This is a genomic window from Rhodococcus pyridinivorans, from assembly GCF_900105195.1.
Taxonomy (GTDB): domain Bacteria; phylum Actinomycetota; class Actinomycetes; order Mycobacteriales; family Mycobacteriaceae; genus Rhodococcus; species Rhodococcus pyridinivorans.
In genome coordinates, this window is record NZ_FNRX01000002.1 from 1123599 (window position 1) to 1140805 (window position 17207).

The 17207-nt window shown below is 67.3% G+C and carries 15 protein-coding genes and 1 pseudogene; 9 read left to right on the forward strand and 7 right to left on the reverse strand.

The window, feature by feature from the left end:
• Nucleotide 1: 1 nt before the first annotated feature.
• The 4 genes and pseudogenes from BLV31_RS05960 to BLV31_RS05975 all read left to right on the forward strand — a co-directional run.
• A pseudogene (locus BLV31_RS05960) lies at nucleotides 2-490 on the forward strand (AMP-binding protein); the annotation flags it as partial.
• Nucleotides 491-582: 92 nt separating this feature from the next.
• Nucleotides 583-1191 (forward strand): TetR/AcrR family transcriptional regulator, encoded by a 609-nt coding sequence (locus BLV31_RS05965; RefSeq protein ID WP_232333390.1) that lies wholly within the window; start codon nucleotides 583-585, stop codon nucleotides 1189-1191.
• Nucleotides 1188-2333, forward strand: coding sequence for an acyl-CoA dehydrogenase family protein (locus tag BLV31_RS05970; RefSeq protein ID WP_064060486.1), 1146 nt, complete (start codon nucleotides 1188-1190; stop codon nucleotides 2331-2333). Before BLV31_RS05965 ends, BLV31_RS05970 begins: the two co-directional genes overlap by 4 nt.
• On the forward strand, nucleotides 2330-3370 hold the full coding sequence (locus tag BLV31_RS05975; protein ID WP_064060487.1) for an acyl-CoA dehydrogenase family protein: 1041 nt from the start codon (nucleotides 2330-2332) through the stop codon (nucleotides 3368-3370). Before BLV31_RS05970 ends, BLV31_RS05975 begins: the two co-directional genes overlap by 4 nt.
• Before the next feature lie 113 nt (nucleotides 3371-3483).
• Here BLV31_RS05975 and BLV31_RS05980 read toward each other — a convergent pair whose 3' ends face one another.
• Both BLV31_RS05980 and BLV31_RS05985 read right to left on the reverse strand, forming a co-directional pair.
• On the reverse strand, nucleotides 3484-6096 hold the full coding sequence (locus tag BLV31_RS05980; RefSeq protein ID WP_371850708.1) for an AMP-binding protein: 2613 nt from the start codon (nucleotides 6094-6096) through the stop codon (nucleotides 3484-3486).
• A gap of 227 nt (nucleotides 6097-6323) precedes the next feature.
• Nucleotides 6324-6746: an STAS domain-containing protein gene (locus tag BLV31_RS05985; RefSeq protein WP_052039944.1), complete on the reverse strand. Its 423-nt coding sequence runs from the start codon at nucleotides 6744-6746 to the stop codon at nucleotides 6324-6326.
• Nucleotides 6747-7039: 293 nt separating this feature from the next.
• On the opposite strand from BLV31_RS05985, the gene BLV31_RS05990 reads away from it, so the two are divergent.
• Complete coding sequence (locus BLV31_RS05990; RefSeq protein WP_064060488.1) at nucleotides 7040-8266, forward strand: EAL domain-containing protein; 1227 nt, start codon at nucleotides 7040-7042, stop codon at nucleotides 8264-8266.
• Nucleotides 8267-8282: 16 nt separating this feature from the next.
• Here the strand turns inward: BLV31_RS05990 and BLV31_RS05995 are convergent, their stop codons facing one another.
• The 3 genes from BLV31_RS05995 to BLV31_RS06005 all read right to left on the reverse strand — a co-directional run bounded on the left by BLV31_RS05995 (nucleotide 8283) and on the right by BLV31_RS06005 (nucleotide 11118).
• Nucleotides 8283-9293 carry a DICT sensory domain-containing protein gene (locus BLV31_RS05995; protein WP_006553724.1) on the reverse strand — a complete coding sequence of 337 codons (1011 nt, stop codon included), beginning with the start codon at nucleotides 9291-9293 and terminating at the stop codon, nucleotides 8283-8285.
• A 134-nt stretch (nucleotides 9294-9427) separates the two neighbouring features.
• The gene (locus BLV31_RS06000; protein WP_064060489.1) at nucleotides 9428-10204 is read right to left on the reverse strand and encodes a CoA-transferase subunit beta; all 777 of its coding nucleotides are present in this window, start codon (nucleotides 10202-10204) and stop codon (nucleotides 9428-9430) included.
• The gene (locus BLV31_RS06005; protein ID WP_064060490.1) at nucleotides 10201-11118 is read right to left on the reverse strand and encodes a CoA transferase subunit A; all 918 of its coding nucleotides are present in this window, start codon (nucleotides 11116-11118) and stop codon (nucleotides 10201-10203) included. Before BLV31_RS06005 ends, BLV31_RS06000 begins: the two co-directional genes overlap by 4 nt.
• A gap of 71 nt (nucleotides 11119-11189) precedes the next feature.
• Here BLV31_RS06005 and BLV31_RS06010 point away from each other — a divergent pair, with 71 nt between their 5' ends.
• Nucleotides 11190-12086 carry a LysR family transcriptional regulator gene (locus BLV31_RS06010; RefSeq protein ID WP_064060491.1) on the forward strand — a complete coding sequence of 299 codons (897 nt, stop codon included), beginning with the start codon at nucleotides 11190-11192 and terminating at the stop codon, nucleotides 12084-12086.
• Nucleotides 12087-12138: 52 nt separating this feature from the next.
• Here BLV31_RS06010 and BLV31_RS06015 read toward each other — a convergent pair whose 3' ends face one another.
• On the reverse strand, nucleotides 12139-13554 hold the full coding sequence (locus tag BLV31_RS06015) for an MFS transporter (protein ID WP_064060492.1): 1416 nt from the start codon (nucleotides 13552-13554) through the stop codon (nucleotides 12139-12141).
• Nucleotides 13555-13760: 206 nt separating this feature from the next.
• On the opposite strand from BLV31_RS06015, the gene BLV31_RS06020 reads away from it, so the two are divergent.
• Nucleotides 13761-14981, forward strand: a complete 1221-nt coding sequence (locus BLV31_RS06020) for a CaiB/BaiF CoA transferase family protein (RefSeq protein WP_064060493.1) — start codon at nucleotides 13761-13763, stop codon at nucleotides 14979-14981.
• Between the two features lie 215 nt (nucleotides 14982-15196).
• Nucleotides 15197-15472 (forward strand): WhiB family transcriptional regulator, encoded by a 276-nt coding sequence (locus BLV31_RS06025; protein ID WP_033096410.1) that lies wholly within the window; start codon nucleotides 15197-15199, stop codon nucleotides 15470-15472.
• 5 nt (nucleotides 15473-15477) lie between these two features.
• On the opposite strand, the gene BLV31_RS06030 is transcribed toward BLV31_RS06025, so the two are convergent.
• On the reverse strand, nucleotides 15478-16170 hold the full coding sequence (locus BLV31_RS06030) for an SDR family NAD(P)-dependent oxidoreductase (RefSeq protein WP_039585036.1): 693 nt from the start codon (nucleotides 16168-16170) through the stop codon (nucleotides 15478-15480).
• Nucleotides 16171-16382: 212 nt separating this feature from the next.
• Between BLV31_RS06030 and BLV31_RS06035 the strand changes: the two genes are divergently transcribed.
• The gene (locus BLV31_RS06035) at nucleotides 16383-17096 is read left to right on the forward strand and encodes a dienelactone hydrolase family protein (protein WP_064060504.1); all 714 of its coding nucleotides are present in this window, start codon (nucleotides 16383-16385) and stop codon (nucleotides 17094-17096) included.
• The last annotated feature ends 111 nt before the right edge of the window (nucleotides 17097-17207 follow it).

Below are 17207 nucleotides of genomic sequence, written 5' to 3' on the forward strand. Positions count from 1 at the left end.
CATGTACCCGGGCCGTTACGCCGCCGTCGCCCCGGATCGGCCCGCCGTGCACGAGGCCGCGACCGGCCGGACGCTCACCTATCGGGAGCTCGAGGGCGCGTCCGTCCGGTTCGCACACTGGCTGCGCGCACACGACGTCGGGAAGGGCGACCACATCGCGGTCGTCACCGTCAACGACGCCACTGCGTTCGAACTATACTGGGGGGCAGTTCGTTCGGGCGTCTACGTCACCTTCGTCAACACGCATCTCGCTCCCGTCGAGGCGGCCTACCTCGTCGACGACTGCGACGCGAAGGTGCTCGTCGTCTCGGCGCCGCTCGCCGACCTCGCCGAGGCGATCGTGCCGCTCACCCCGAAGGTGACGCACCGTGTCGCCTTCGACGAGAACACCGTCTACCTGTCGCCGGCACCGATCTACCACGCCGCGCCCTTGCGGTACGGCGTGTCGACGCAGGCGCTCGGTGGCACGGTCGTGCTCATGGAGCGGTTCGTCGACGAACTGCCGCGCACGCCGACGGGCAAGATGGTCAAGGGCAGGCTCGGCGAGCTGATCGCGCAGTACGCCGATACCGGAGCGTTGTCGTGAGAGTGCTGTCGCCGAAGCAGCGCGTCTTCATCGAGGCGGGCCGGAAAGAGTTCGTGCGCAACGGATACGGCTCGTCGTCGATCCGGACCATCGCGCAGGAGGCAGGCGTGAGCCTGTCCGCCCTGTACTACCACTACAAGAACAAACAGGATCTGCTGCTGGCGATCCTGCTCGACGGCGTCGACACCTACGACGCGGTCTGTGACGCCGAACTCGCCCGCGTCGGCGACGATCCGGTCGAGCAGATCCGCGCGTTCGTCAAGGGGAACGTCATCTTCCGCACGCAGTTCCCCGAGCAGGGACGCATGATCGCGACGGAGGTGCGCAATCTCGAACCCGAGGGTGCGCTGCTGTACGAGGAAGGCCGGCGCGCCGGCCGAAGGCGGATCCGCGACATCATCGATCGCGGTGTCGCACAAGGTGTCTTCACCACGAAGTATCCCGACGACTGCCGCCGATCGATTCTGGCGATGGTCTCGGCTATCGCCAACTGGTACGACCCCGCGGGTCCGGACGGCCCGGACGAGATCGCAGAACGCTACGCGGACCTGTCGCTGGCGCTGCTGTGTCCCACCATCACCGGTGGAGAAGGAGATCAACGATGAGTGCACGACTCGTACCGAGGGCGGGTACCCCCGACCCGGCACTGACGGAACTCCGTGCCGAGGTACGGGCGTTCCTGAAACAACAGATCGACGCGGGCGTGTTCACCCCAGGCATCGACACCTGGCTGACGCGATGGAACCCCGAGTTCACGCGCGCACTCGCCGCTCGCGGTTGGGTCGGCATGACGATCCCCGTCGAGTACGGCGGACACGGACGAACCTTCATGGAGCGCTTCGTCGTCACCGAGGAGCTGCTCGCGGTGGGCGCGCCGGTCGCCGCCCAGTGGGTCGCCGACCGCCAGGCCGCACCGTCGCTACTGAAGTACGGCACCGAAGAGCAGAAGCAGCGGTTCCTGCCGGGCATCGCGGCCGGTGAGATCTGCTGGGCCATCGGAATGTCCGAGCCCGACTCCGGATCCGACCTCGCGAGCGTCAAGACGAAGGCCACGCAGGTGGACGGTGGGTGGCGGATCTCCGGCACCAAGTTGTGGACGTCCGGGGCCCACCACGCCGACGCCTTCTTCGGCCTCGCGCGGTCCGCCCCGCTCGATCCCGCGCACCGCCACGACGGGCTGAGCCAGTTCATCGTGCTGCTCGACTCCCCGGGCGTGACCATCCGCCCGATCCTGTCGATGTCCGGCGACCACCACTTCAACGAGGTGCTGCTCGACGACGTCTTCGTCCCGGACGACCTGGTGCTCGGACAGATCGGCGCCGGCTGGGAACAGGTGACGAGCGAGCTCGGTTACGAGCGCAGCGGTCCCGAACGTTTCCTGTCGACCTTCGGGGTGCTCGAATCCCTCGTACACGGTGTGGCCGACGGCAGCGTCGAAGCGGACACCCGCATCGGAGCGACCATCGGGCGCATCGCGGGTCTGCACCGCATGTCCACCGCGGTCTCCGAGTCCCTCGAACGTGGCGAGAACGCCGAACTCGCGGCGTCGGTAGTGAAGGTGCTCGGCACGAAGACCGAAGGGGACCTGGCGGATCTCGCCGACGAGGTCGCGGGATACACCGCGGCCGACGCACATCTGGCCGAGCTCGTCCGGGCAGGAGTCATGCAACGACCGGGCTTCACACTGCGCGGCGGCACGAGCGAGATCCTCCGCGGGGTCATCGCACGAGGATTGGGGATGAGATGAGCGGGCAGGACGCACTGCAGTCGACGGAACTGCGCGACTTCGCACAGATGCTGTCCGAGGTGTTCACCTCGGGCGACGACCACCGCATCGGTGACGTCGTCGAACTCGATCGTGCCCTGTGGAGCACCCTCACCGAGCTCGGCCTCGATCGGCTCACCGATTCGGAGGACAGTGGTGGAAGCGGCGCGGGATGGCTCGAAGCCGCCCTGCTGCTCGAAGCTGCCGGCAGTGCTGCTGCTGCCGTGCCGGTGGCCGAGAACGATCTGCTCGCGGGTTGGCTCCTCGAGCAGGCAGGCCTCGAGGCGGTGCCGGCCGTGCGTACCGCCGCGGTGCTCGACGCCGACGGCCGCGCACGCCACGTGCCGTGGGCCCGGTTCGCGGACTCGATCGTCGTGTTGTGGGAGTCACCGCAGGGATGGCAGGTCGCCGAGGTCGCTCGCGGCGATGTCGAGATCGTCGAGGCCGTGAACTTGGCGGCGGAGCCCCGCGACCACGTGTGCGTCGACCTGTCGGCACTGTCGGGACGTGACGTTCCGGCGGGCACCGCCGACGAGTTCCGCTACCGGGGCGCGCTCGTCCGTGCGCTGGCCACCGCGGGTGCGATGGATCGGGTTCTCGAGCTCGTCGTCGATCACACCACTGCCCGCGTGCAGTTCGGTCGTCCGCTGGCCAAGTTCCAGGCGGTGCAGGCGCTCGTCGCCGACATCGCCACCGAGGCCTCGCTCGTGCACGCCGCCGCGGATGGTGCGGTCGATGCCGTTCTCGCCGGTGGTTTCGATGACGCGTCGACCCGCTTCGCGATCGCGGCGGCCGCGTCGTGTGCCGGACATGCGGCGTCGGTCGTCGCCCGCAACGCGCATCAGGCGCTCGGTGCGATCGGCTTCACGATGGAACACGAGCTGCATCGGCACGCCAACCGGATCCTGTCGTGGCGCAGCGAATTCGGCACGGTCGCGTCGTGGGATTCCGAACTGCTCGCCGCGGCCGGTGAAGCCGGGGACGTGTGGGCGTTGATCACGGGTGGCCCGGCACGCTGACGAGCACGAGACATGTCGGTGCATGCTTCAACGCGGTCTTATCGATGTCGTTCGCAAGGGCGAGGACTGCACACCACGCGTCCCGGGATCTTCGAACCAGTAGCAGTGACAGTTCACGCCACCGGGGATCTCCCCGGCATCTCCGCAGCGTGGGACGGGGGCGAACCACTGCTGGTACCGGCCGGATTCGGATCGGATTTCGCCCGCGCAGCACCGACCGGTCGACGCAGAGCAAGGGTGACCGTCACGGCTTGCCAGAAGAGAATGCCGACCAGAATCGACAGGGCGAACGCCAACCAGGGATGGTCCTCTCGCAGCGGCAGATACACCTGGAAGTGCGTCAGGTAGATGTAGAGCGACGCGCTCGCCAGCACCCCTGCGATCCGGCTCAGCACAGGTGGGCAGGGAACGGACTCGAGCCACACCAGCAGGCCCAGCCCACCGATGACGAGAAGTTCTCGCTGGAGATCACCCGAGAAGTATCCAGGCACCGTGGCTGCGATCACTGCCGTGACGATCATTCGGTGCCACACGGTCGTCGACGTAGCGGCAGCCCAGCCCAGGGCGAACAACCAGAAGACCATCGACGCGCTCAGAATCAGATTGTTGCCGTCCCCGAGCTCGATCACGCGGTAGCGGGGGAGCAGACCCACACCCACCAAGGCCATCGCGAACCAGAACGAGTGCCTGCGCTCAACACGGTCGATGAGCGGGATGGACAACACCGCGATGACTACGAGCAGGATGTACACGATCGCTTCGATGAACCAGTACCGCCATTCGGGCGTCCACCCGTCGGGGCCGAGAATGCCGTTGAGCAACAACGCACTGGTCACGAGATAGTCCCCGGTCAGTGCGATCACGATGCCGAGCCACACCATGCTGGGTACGGCAATTCGGGCGACGCTGCCCAGGACATGTCGCACCCGTTCGGTACGGGGAGTGGCGAGATGAAAGCGTGCGAAGTTGTATCCGGCGACCCCCAGCAGCACATGCGCGCCGCCGAGAACCCCGAACAACCGGATGTGCGAACCGACGATCAGCACGATCGCAACAGCGCGGAGCAGCACGTTGGTCTCGACCGCCCGCCACCATCGTCGCCGGGGCGTAGGCACGAAATCCTTGATCGCGGTGGTGTGCCAGTTCTGGGGTAGATAGCCGAGCATGCGCTCGAGCCGCAGAGACATCTGCACATAGGACAGCGAGTCGCCGCCCAGGCTCACGAACGAGCTGTCGTCGGTGACCTGCCCACTGTGCAGCACCTCGGCATACAGGGTCCGCAGGGCGGCCGTGTCCACGACGGTGCTCTCTGCCTCGGGTGAATCGGGCGTCGCGTGGTGCACGAGCTCGGCCACTGCCCGAAGGTCGGGTTTGCCCGTGCCGGTCCGCGGAAGCTCGTCGACGAGACACACCCGCACGGCCGCGACGGGAAGACCACAGGCCCGTGCGCTCGCGGACCGGATCGCCTCGAGATCGCTCGCACCCTCGACCGCCACGATCATGTCGTCCGTCCCGCCGACACAGCATGCTGTCAGTCCCTGTTCGGCGAGGGTCGACTCGACCTGCTGCAGGTCGATCCGTAGCCCGAAGATCTTGACGAAACGGCTGCGTCGGCCCACCACCTCGTACACGCCGCCGTCGATCTGCCGCGCGAGGTCGCCGGTCCGCAGTTCACCCTCGAGGACGTCCCCGAGACCCAGATCTTCGGGCGTGTGCGCGTAGCCGAGCATCACGTTCGGCCCCGTGTAGATCAGTTCACCGGTGCCGTCCGGAGCGTCCGGTATCGGCTCGAGCCGGAAGGATCCACCGGGAACAGCTCGTCCGATCGACTGCGGATAGTCGGAGGCGAGTTCCGGAGGCAGGTACGCCATCCGTGCGGTCGCCTCCGTCTGCCCGTACATGACGAAGAAATCCCAGCCCCGCTCACGGCCCGACTGCGTATAGGCGCGGACCCGATCCGGTGAGAGTCGACCGCCGGCCTGGGTGATGTAGCGCAGGTCGGGTAGGTCCAGTTCGTCGAATCCGAACCGATCGAGCAGATCGAACGTGTAGGGCACGCCGGCGAAGCTGGTGCCGCGGTGGTCTCGGAACAGCTCCCAGAACGCCGGGTCGGTCACCGAGCGGCTCGTGAGGATCACTGCGGCTCCGCGCAGTAGGTGGCTGTGGATGACAGAGAGCCCGTAGCAGTAATGCATCGGCAGCGTCGTCACTGCCCGGTCGGTACTACGGATGTCGAGGTACTCCGCGATCGACTCTGCATTGGACTGCACGTTGCGATGGGACAGGCGGACGAGTTTCGGGGAGCCCGTCGAGCCGGAGGTGCTCAGCAGCAGCGCCAGGTCGGGGTGCAGTACATGCGCAGAACCGTCACCCCGTTCCTCGATCGTCACGGTCCCGTCGATACTGCGCACCACCACGTCGGGTCGGTATGCGGCGATCAGGCCTTCGAAGGCTGCGGGGTGGTCGCCCGGCGCCAGCAGAACCGGATGTCCGGCGAGTAGGGCTGCAAGGTAGACGACAAGAACATCGATCTCGTTGGCACCTGCGATCAACACCAGTCGGCGGGTGTTGCCCAGCCGGGCAGTTGCCCGATGGACTCGGTCGGCCAGGTCGCTGTAGGTGACGGTTTCCTGCTGGGTGATCAAGGCTGGGGCGTCACCGAAGTCTTCCAGATGGAGGACGAAACGCACGCGAGGATGTTCCTTGCGGAAGAACGGGCTGAGCACCGATAGAGTGTAAGGGCTGCCAAACCTGACAACCGAGGGCTTGAATTGGCCTTTACCACCACCTTATGGGGTTCGCCCCCCACACACACACACATGTCGCCGCGGTCGTGGGTGGATCCGATGCTGCAGTCGTGTCCGAGGTGTTGCGACGCGCGCACGTGGCGGGCGCACTGCCACAGCAGTCGGTTGTACGCCGGCCGGACGCCGTCACGCGCCCCTTGCTGTGATCAGGCAGCGGGTGCTGTGCCCGCGTCGCAGGGTGCGGCATCGGCTGTGACGTCGAGGTCGGGAGCGAGGATGTCGAGCAGCATGCGCACCTGGCGTGTGGGTGCGACGACGTGGAAACGGCCGGGCCGGATGTGAACGGCATCGGCGAGCATCGAGGCGACCTCGGAGTACATGAAGGTCACCTCGGACAGATCGACGACGACGTGGTCGCCCGAGTGTGCGAGGTCGCCGAGAGTGGAGGCGAACTCCGCTCGGGCGGTCATGTCGAGATCTCCCTTCGCCCGCAGGACGCTGCAGCGACGGGAGGGCGAGTGGACGTCGAGACGGTAGCGCGGTGCTCGGGCGACCGTCTCTGCACCGACTCGTGAGAGTGCGCCGGTGTGGGTGACGATCCTGCGGGTGGTGCTCGTACGTGTGCTCATTGCGGTCTCCTGTCGGCGTGGATTTCGTGCCGTCCGGTGCGGGCTGGATCACGAGCAGACGGTCGGCCTGCTGGGGTCGTGGTGAGAACGTCGGGGTCCGGTGAGAACTCGCCTCGGGCTTGCACAGAGCCTGTCCGACGGATGTCGCTTCGCCACCACCCGTTCCATAACGGAGCGATAACGAAACATCACGGTTCTGTAACGTAGGCGTTCGGAGCTGCGAAAATATCCTATGTTCCTGGCTCCGTCGGCCCGAGCGGACGATCGGTGGCTGGAGATGGGATGCTGGATCCATGAGCGCTGTTCCTGCCGACGCTGCCGCCGACGCGGAGGCCGCGTTCGGCGGCCTCGTCGTGGAGACGGAGCTCGCCCCCATCCACCGGCTCGGCAGCGGTGCGCTGTCCGCCGTCGAACTGCAACTGCGTGGTCCGGAAGGATCATCGTTGCACGATGCGACCGCTCTGAGCGAGGCCGCCCGGGCGATGCATCAGAAGTCGGAACTGGACCGGATCAAGTGGCGCAGGGCCGGACGGCAAGCCGAGTCGGCGGTTCCGCATCTGGTGACCGTCGATCTCGATTCACTCGACGAACTCGGCGCGCTCGGGGATCGAGGGGGGTCGACCACGGTCGCTCTCATCACCGAGCAGACGCTGATCGCCGCCCCTGCCAGGACGCTGCGCACCATTGCGGCGGCGCGCACCGCCGGCATGCTCGTCGCGGTGGACGGTGTGGGAGCGCGTGCTCAGGCCCTCGCGCTGCTGCCGCTCGTCGAACCGGATGTGATCATCACGTCGCCGGCCCTGATCGCGCGTGCGGCCGACGCCTCGACGGCGAGGATCGCCCACGCCGTCGCCGCGTACATCGAATCCAGCAGCGCGGTCGTCATCGCGCAGGGCGTCGATTCGGAACTGCATCGCCGCCGCGCTCTGGGATTGGCCGCCGAATACGGAATGGGCGCGCTGTATCCGACAGTCGGATCGACCGGTGATGCCGCGCAAGCGGATTCGGATGTCGAACCGATATCGCTGCGTCCGCGACGGGCCGTTCCCGGCGGCCTCGAACTCACTCCCTTCGCTCTGGCGTCCGAAGGACGCAGACGCACAAGTAGTTTCAAGCGACTTCTGGTGTCGATGAGCAAGCTGCTCGAGACCAACGCGGTGGGAGCCGGACCGGAGACGATCGTGCTCGGCACCTTCCAGCGCGCCGAGCACTTCACTCCGACCTCCCGGGTTCGATGGGCGCAGCTCGCCGGGCAGGTCGCCTACACCGGGGTCTACGGCGTCGGAATCGATCCCTACGTCGACTCCGCGGTACACCACGCGCCGTTGGACCCGAACGATCCGATCGTCGACGAATGGAACGTCGTCGTCCTCGGTCCGCACTTCGCGTGCGTACTCGCTGCGCTCGACATGCACACCGACGCAGCGGATCTCGACCGCGAGTTCCGCTACGTGCTGTCCTACGACCGCGGCACCGTGATCCGGTGCGCCCACAGCATCCTGGCGCGTTTCGAGGGGTGACCCGAGGGAGAGCGGCTCAGGACGAGGGTGGGACCTCCAAGGGGACCGGTCGGGGACGGGACAGGGTCGCGCGCGCCGCGCGGGCGACGGCCTCCCGGTCGTAGGAGACGACGTACTCGAACTCCCGCTCGCCGCCGGCCGTTCGACGGTGCAGGTCGAGGGCAGAGAGCGCGCACGCGAACGACTCTCCCAGGAGGATGACGTTCCACTCGTCGACGAGGGGATCGTGCGGCTCGATCGGGACGAGGTCCGGGCCCGAGGTGCTCGTGCCGAACCCGACCGCGAAGACCGCGACGTGCGCGAGGGTGTCGGCCATCGACAGCCATCGTCTGCGTGCGGCCCCGGTGAAGTGGTCGTGGTGCTGGAAGGTGCCGAGGGCGATCGTGTCGGGTCCGGCCTCCCCGGCTCGCGCCTCGAGGTCGGCGCTCATGGACACGAGCAGACCCTTGCCGCTCCGCACGCGTTCCCGACCGGCAGACAGGATGCGGAAGGGCGCGGCGGTCGCGTCGTCGAGCGGCGCACTCCAGGTGGGTTCACGGAACAACCCGCCGCGCGGCGACGAAGGGCCGGCTTCACCCTCCGCAACGTGTAGTGCTGTACCGCAACCGAAATCGATACCGTGGGCGAGGGCCGCCTCGCGATGAAGGTCGGAGTCGACGCCCTCGGCGAGAACGACGGAGTTCGTGCGCTCGCAGTGGGCCCGCAACGACAGCAGGGTAGTGGCGGCCCGCAGGTCGGATGCGACGAGCGCCTCGGCCGGTACGACGACCACCTCCGGCTCGACCAGAGCCAGGACGACCGTGGCGCGGGACGCCGATTCCGCGATGCGTACCGCCACGGCGAATCCGCGCTCGCGCACAGCGGCGATCCGGTGCAGGACCGTCGGGGGATCGGCGAACACCTCGTGCTCGTCGACCAGTGCGACGGCATCGCGTCCGGCCACCGGCCTGTGCGCGAGGTCGGTCAACGGCATCACAGCCGCGACGACCGTGCCGTCCACGAGGTCGTGGATCGTGCTCGCGTGCATGACGTGCCGCCTTCCCGCATCACGCGGCGGTCCGTCCGCCGCGCATCACGCCGGACGCGCGCAGGCTCGCAGGATCCGGGGCGTCGTCCGTTGCGGACATCCTGCCAGCCGCCACGTCGGTTACGTCGACGGGATCACCGCAGATACAGGCGGACCTTGTCGATCTCGTTGCGCAGCAGGTCGATCTCCTCGGCGGTGGGATCCTCGGTCAGCGTCACCTCGTCGGAGACCTTCAGATCCCAGCCGGTGGCGGCGCGGACCTGGTCGACGGTGACACCGCGGTGGATGCTGGTCAGTTCGAGTTCGTCGAAGGAATCTTGCCGCGACAGCACGCCCAGACTGGTGAACACCTTCGTCACCCCGCGGCCGCGGGGCATGATGCCGACGCCCGCCTCACGGGCGCGCACCGGGCTCGGGGTCGTGCAGAAGTCCAGTTCGGCGGGGAAGGCACTCGGATCGTGGCGTCGCATGATCACGAACACTTCGCCGGCGTTGGGCATGATCTCGACGGCTCCGCCGCCGCCGGGCAGGCGCACGGTGGGCTTGTCCCAGTCGCCGATGATGCTGGTGTTGAGGCTGCCGTCGCGGTCGATCTGTGCCGCCCCGAGGAACCCGACGTCGACGTTGCCGCCTTGGAGCACGTACCCGAACAGCGACGCCATGGACACCACGGATTCGGCGCCGGAGACCACGACGGAGTCGGCGATGCCCTCGGCCATCGCCTCGGGGTGCGCACCGCAGACCCCGGATTCGTAGATCAGCTCGACGTCGGGGTTCGACGTGCGGGCGGCGAGGTCGACGGCGAGGGTGGGCAGACCCACCCCGGCGAAGACCCGGGCCTTGCCGGCCAGGGCCCGCGCGGCGACGGAGACGATCAGTTCGGTGGTGGAGAAGGTTTCGGTGGTGGTCACTTTCGGCTCCCGTAGTCGACGGTCCCGGAGGGGCGCGGCGCGACCTCGAGGTCGGCCCAGTACTCTTCGCCCAGTTTCTCGAGGTATTCGGCGTGATCGGCGGTGGTGAGGACCCATTCCTTCAACCAGGTGCGCAGTTGCTGGGGGTCCTTGCTGATCGCGGTCCATCGGCGGTAGAACGCGCAGTCGCGGTCGTAGTAACCCTGCGCGTAGGAGGGGTGCGCTCCGCGCGGGCTCAGCACCACCGCGTCCACCGCGTGCGAAGGGACGAGGGTGCGGCTGGGATCGGAGCGGATCACGTCGTCGTCGACGATCTCCTCGACCACCACGATGGCCTTCTTCGCAGCGTAGACCGCTTCCTGCTGCACACCGGCGATGCCCCAGATCTGGACGTTGCCGGAGCGGTCGGCGCGCTGCGCGTGGATGATCGTCACGTCCGGGTTCAGCGGAGGCACAACGTAGACGCTGCCGCCGCTGAAGGGATCCTCGACGAGCCGGATGTTCGGGTTGATCTTCGGCAGGTCGCTGCCCGCATACGAGCGCAGCGGGAAGAAGGGCAGCCCGGCCGCGCCGGCCTGGTAGCGGCAGACCATGCCGTAGTGGCTGTACTCCTCGACCTCGAGTGCGACGGGGTCGTGGCTCTCGATGCGCCGGCGGATCTCGTACAGCGACCCGGCCGAGCCGCTGGCGAAAAACGAGGCGACGAGCTTCGACACGCAGTCGGCGGCGATGAGCTGATCGGAGATGATGTCGGGGGTCATGCGGCACAACGTCAGGTCGCGCCTGCCCTGCCGGATGATCTCGTGCGCCGCGGCGAACGGGATGAGGTGCGAGAAACCCTCGAGGGCAACGGTCATGCCGTCCTCGACATAGGTGGCGATCGCCTCGCGCATGGTCATGAGTTTGTCCGGCATACCGGTCGTCCTCCGTGTGGTCGGTAATTCGGTGTCGGATGTCAGGAGCCCGCAGGCGCAATAATCGACGGGTGGAGATCCAGCAGGTGAAGGCGTTCCTGGCGGTGGCGGAGGAACTGCATTTCGGTCGCGCGGCGCAGCGGCTGCGCATGGCCCAGCCGCCGCTCAGCCGCACGATCCGCAGGCTCGAGAAAGAACTCGGAGCCGAACTCTTCGAACGCAACACCCGCAGCGTGCGGTTGACGGAGAGCGGTCGCGCGCTCGTGGAGCCGGCCCGGAACATCCTCGACGCCTGCCGGCTCGCCGAGATGGCGGTGACCGCCGCGGGGTCGGGTCAGACCGGCAGGGTCCGTATCGGTTTCGCCGGTTCGTCCTCGCACTATCTCGTGGGCCGGTGGGCGAAGCTCGTGCGGCGCACTCATCCCGGTATCGAATTCGTGCTCGACAGTTCGGCGTACGCGAGCGAGGCGCTCAACAAGCTGGCCGCGGGCAAGCTCGACATCGGCATCGTGCGCCTGTTGTTCTTCCCACCGGGGATCGCGTCGCGCGTCGTGGCCCGAGAGAACCTTGTCGTGGCGCTGCCCAAGGAGCACCCGCTCGCCGACCGTGAGCAGGTCCGGCTCGAGGACCTCGCGCACGAGGCGTGGGTGATGCTGCCCGCCGAACCCGGATCGATGCTGCGCGAGCTGTTGCTCCGTATCGCCCACGACGTCGGATTCACGCCCAGAATCGTTCAGAGCGCCCCGGATTCGCTGTCGCTGATCGCCCTGGTCTCGGCCGGGGTGGGATGTTCGATGACGGTCTCGTCGGTCGCAGCGAACGTCATCAACCCCGAGGTCGTGTTCGTTCCTCTCGCAGATCATCCCGAGCCGCTCGACGTGCGGCTCGTGTGGCGGGAGGACGACGACAGTGCCGCGCTGCGGGAGGTTCTCCGCCTCTCCGAGGAAGCGCTGCCGACTCCGGATTGACCGGGGCCGGCCGGCGACTGCGCCGGCCGGCCCCGAGTGCGAGCGATCCGTCCTAGGCATGGACGCGATCTCGTGGGGTGTCGTCGGTTCCCGGAGTACGGCGGTCGTGCTCGGCCGCCTCCGACTGCTCGAGGGCGAGTTCGTCGGCGTCGGACTTCTCGGCGACCGAGGGTGCCTTCGGGTCGTATCCGGTGCGCTCGAGCAGTGCCAGGGTGCACACGAGGGAAACCGCTGCGTAGCAGGCCGCCGCGATGGCCACGCCGGTGACGTCACCGGACGAGTTGAGCAGGTACTGGGCGAGAACCGGGGTGCCACCACCGACGATCAGCGAGCACAGCTGGTAGGCGAGCGACAGGCCCGAGTACCGGATGTTTGCCGGGAAGGCGCGGGCCAGGATGCCGGCGATCGCGCCGTAGAACATCGAGTGCGGAATCGTCGCGAGGCACATACCGATCACGGCGACCGCGAAGGTCTCGGTGCGGATCGCGAAGAACATCGCCGGCATGAGGAACAGCTCCGGGACGATCATCAGGAGCATGGCCCTGCGCATGTCGATTCTCGACACCAGCACGGCACCGAACGGCTGCACGATGAACTGCACGACGAGGGCGATGGCGATGATCGCGAGGAAGGTGCCGCGCTCGTAACCGAGTTCGCTCGTCGCCCACGACAGGGCGAAGGTGTTCTTGAAATAGGTCACCTGGGCGAGGGGCAGTGCACCGGCGCCGAGCAGGACCAGGACCCAGTGCTTGCGCAGCACTTCCTTGATCGGGAGCTTGACGGTCTTCTTGCGTGCCAGAACGGCTTTCATCGCGTCCGATTCCTCGAGCTCGAGGCGGATCACCATGCCTATGACGACCAGCACGCCCGACAGCAGGAACGGGATGCGCCAGCCCCACATCATGAACTGCGGGGTGGGCAGCGCTGCGAGGAAGAAGAAGGCCATCGTCGACAGCAGGTTGCCGGCGGGCGAACCCTGCTGCGCGAACGCCGAATACAGGATTCCCTTGCCCTTCGGGGCGTTCTCGCTGGCGATGAGGACGGCGCCGCCCCATTCGCCGCCGACCGCGACGCCCTGCACGATGCGCAGGAAGACCAGCAGGACCGGCGCCCACATTCCGATCTGCGCGTAGGTGGGGAGCAAACCGATGCCCACCGTCGCGATGCCCATCATGACGAGCGTGATGACGAGGGTGTTCTTGCGTCCGAGGCGGTCTCCGAGATGGCCGAAGATGACGCCACCGAGTGGGCGGGCGAGGAAGCCGGCCCAGAGGGTGACGAACGCGAGGAGGGTCGCGACACCGCTCGAGAGTTCGTCCGAGAAGAAGACCTGGCCGAACACCAGCGCGGCGGCCGTGCCGTAGATGTAGAAGTCGTACCACTCGATGGTGGTGCCGATGAAGGAGGCGATACCGGCCTTGCGGGCCTTCCTCGCGATCTCCTGATCGGTGGGTGTGGACGAACTCATGCGCCCTCCGTCTGCTACGCCCCCGGGACGAGGCGGGTGGAATGTGGTCTGCGTCTCAACAGAGAGTGGCAGGGCTCGGCTTTCCAGTCCAATACCCAATAGGACCCGAATCGATACCGCAGAGGTATTACTGGGGAGTCCGTGTTCGTCCTGGTAGACATGCAGCGACGCCGGATGGGGGAACCGCGAACGCGAAAGGACATCAGGTGACGAGCGACCGAACCGATCGGACCGAGGTGGAGGTTTCTGCCGGCCTGCCGCTGGAGGGCATCACTGTGGTGAGCCTCGAACAGGCGGTCGCCGCGCCCCTCGCGACGCGCCATCTCGCAGACCTCGGAGCCCGTGTCGTCAAGGTCGAACGCGTCGGCGACGGCGACTTCGCGCGCGCCTACGACGGTGCCGTGCACGGCCTGGCCGCACACTTCGTCTGGCTCAACCGCGGCAAGGAATCGTTCGCGGTGGATCTCAAGGCTCCCGAGGGCATCGATGCGGTGAAGGCGCTGATCCGCGGTGCGGACGTCTTCTTGCAGAATCTCGCTCCCGGCGCGGTGGAGCGTCTCGGACTCGGTGCCGACGACCTGCGTGCCGACCACCCGGAACTGGTGGTGGTCAACATGTCCGGTTACGGCACCGACGGACCGATGCGCGACCGCAAGGCCTACGACATGCTCGTGCAGTCCGAGACCGGCCTGTGCTCGATCACCGGCACGCCCGAGACTGCGGTGAAGACGGGCATCCCCACCTCGGACATCGCCGCGGGCATGTATGCGCTCACCTCCATCCAGGCGGCGCTGTTGCGCCGGCACCGCACGGGCGTCGGCGCGACGATCGACGTGTCGATGTTCGACGCGACCGCCGAATGGCTCGGTTATCCGATGTACCTGCAGATGTATCAGGGGCGGCAGGTGCCGCGGATGGGTCTGTCGCACACCTCGATCGCGCCGTACGACAAGTACCCCACCTCGGACGGCGAGATCCTCATCGGCGTGCAGAACGATCGGGGCTGGCGCACGCTCACCGATGTGCTCGGCATGCCCGAACTGGGCGATGATCCGCGCTACGCCACCAATCTCGAGCGGGTGCGTCGCCGCGAGGAGGTCGATGCGCTGGTCGGGCGGGCCACCAAGCAGTTCACGAGCGCGGAGCTCGACGAGAAGCTCGCCGACGCCGGTGTGCCGGCCGCGCAGCTGCGGGATCTACGCGGGCTCATCGAGCACCCCCAGCTCTCGACGCGTGATCGCTGGCGTGAGGTGCAGACCGAGGCGGGGACGGTGCGTGGCATCCTGCCGCCGATGAACTTCCGCGACGTCGAACTGCCGATGGGGGCGGTGCCGGGGCTCGGTCAGCACACCGACACGGTGCTCGCCGCTCTCGGGCTCACCGACGAGCAGATCGCGGGCCTGAAGAAGGCCGGCATCGTCGGCTGATCCGCCCCGCTGGTCCGCTCGGCCTCGCCCGCTCGCCAAATGTGCGGCCATAGCTTCCGGTGCTTATAGGTATCCGAAGCGACTGCCATCGTCGATTCTGATGGATCCGCGCTGCTCAAGGATTGACGATCCCCGCCGGGTACCGAAAAATGGCCGTACAAACACTCGTTCGACGAGTGCGGGTCCGCGATGACCCGATGGGCAAGGAGGCGGCGATGTACGGATCCGGCGACCGTGACTGGGTGGTCGCGGCGCGGTGCCGCGGGGTGGACACGTCGATGTTCTTCCCTCAGCCCGAGGACGGCCGTGGTGCGGTGCTCCGGGCCGAGCGGCAGGCGAAGGAGGTCTGTCGCTCCTGTCCGGTGATCGACGCGTGCCGAGTGCACGCCGTGCGCACCGGAGAGACGCACGGCGTGTGGGGCGGCATGAACTACGCCGAACGGCGAGCGTTCGAACGTGCGATGAAACTCGGTCGCCTCCAGTCGGTCTGACGCTGTCAGCCGACATTGGTGACGGGGATCAGACCACCGGTGACGGAGGCGCCCGCATCGGAGATCAGGAACTCGATGACCTTCGCGATGTCGGCCGGCTTCGACCAGCGGCTCGTGTCGGCGTCGGGCATCGCGGCGCGGTTGGCCGGGGTGTCGATGACGACGGGCAGCAGCGCGTTGACGCGGATGTGGTCGTCGCGGTACTCGAGCGCCATCGTCTCGACCAGCGCCGACACCGCAGCCTTGGAAGCGATGTAGGGGGCGCCGCCCGGGAAGGGGTTGAGCGTCGCGGCGGTGGAGATGCAGACGATCGATCCACCGCCGCGGCGGATCAGGTGGGGCAGCGCCGCCTGGCTGACGGAATAGGCAGTGCGCAGGTTGAGATCGAGCTGGGAGTCGAGGACCTCGATCGGAGTCTCGTGCACCCGAGGTCCGGAGGTGAAGCCGCCGACAAGATTGACGACGCCGAAGAGGGGAGCGTCGGGGTCGTCGCACGCCAGGTTCAGGGCGTCCTCGAGCTGTTGCTCGTCGGAGACGTCGGCCTGGACGAGTTGGAGGTTCGGATGCGTGCCCACGCGCTCGAGCTCGTCACGGACCAGCCACGGCACCACGACCCGCCATCCGGTGTCGAGGAGATGTTTCGTCACGGCGCTGCCGAGGCCGCCGGTGCCACCACTGACCAATACGGTGCGAGCCATCTGCCGGTATCCCTTTCGAGCGAGCCGTCTGCCGTGCTCCAACCGTACGTCGGTGCGCGAGAGGAACGATGCCGCAGATCGGAAATGATGTTCTTTTTTGGTGGGTGGGACGGACGGCCCCTGAGCTGCAGTGACGGGTGGATGTGCTGCCCGCTGAACGACTTCGTACGAAGATCATGACGAACAAACGACGCAAAGTGGAAGGACGGTCGATGACCGACATCGAGGCAGAATTCGTTCACATCGGAGGTCTGCGCGCCTATCTGGCCAGGCCGCTCGGCGGTGCCACCGGAGGAATGCTGCTGCTGCCCATGATCACCGGCATCGACGCCCAGGTCCGCGAGTACGCGCACGACATCGCCGGAACCGGTGTGACCGCGCTCGTCTGGGATCCCTGGCACGGACCGAGCGCCGACGACACCTCGCGCGAGGAACTCGTGGAGTTGATGCGGGGCCTCGACGACGAGAAGTGCCTCGCGGAGATGGCGACCCTGCTCGACCATGCCTTCGGTGAGCTGCGCCTGGAGAAGGTCGGCGTGATCGGATGGTGCCTCGGCGGACGCCTCGCCCTGATCCTCGGCGCCCGCGACACGCGGGTCGCGAACGTCGTGGCCTACCACCCGTCGATCGCGGTGCCGCCCGCCCCGAACCACACGATCGACGCCGTCGAACAGGCAGGTCGCGTCGCTGCACCCGTCATGGTGCTGCACGCCGGCGCCGACACGATCATGAGCGCCGAGACCTTCGCGAACCTGCAGGCGACGCTGCAACAGCGCGAGACCGGCGCGACCATCACCCACGTCTACCCGGGCGCCGAACACGGTTTCTCCTCCCGCGACCGGCACGGCAATCCCGTCAACGCCGACGCCTACGCCGTGTCGTGGCCCCAGGCGTTGAACTTCATCGGCGACACCGTCCGCTCCTGACGCGTTCGCTACAAAGTTGGCTTTCCGCTGCGGTGATTGCCGGCAATTGCTGTAGCAGAAAGCCGATCTTGTAGCGGATGAGCAGAATTTTTCGGGAGAAACGGTTGCACA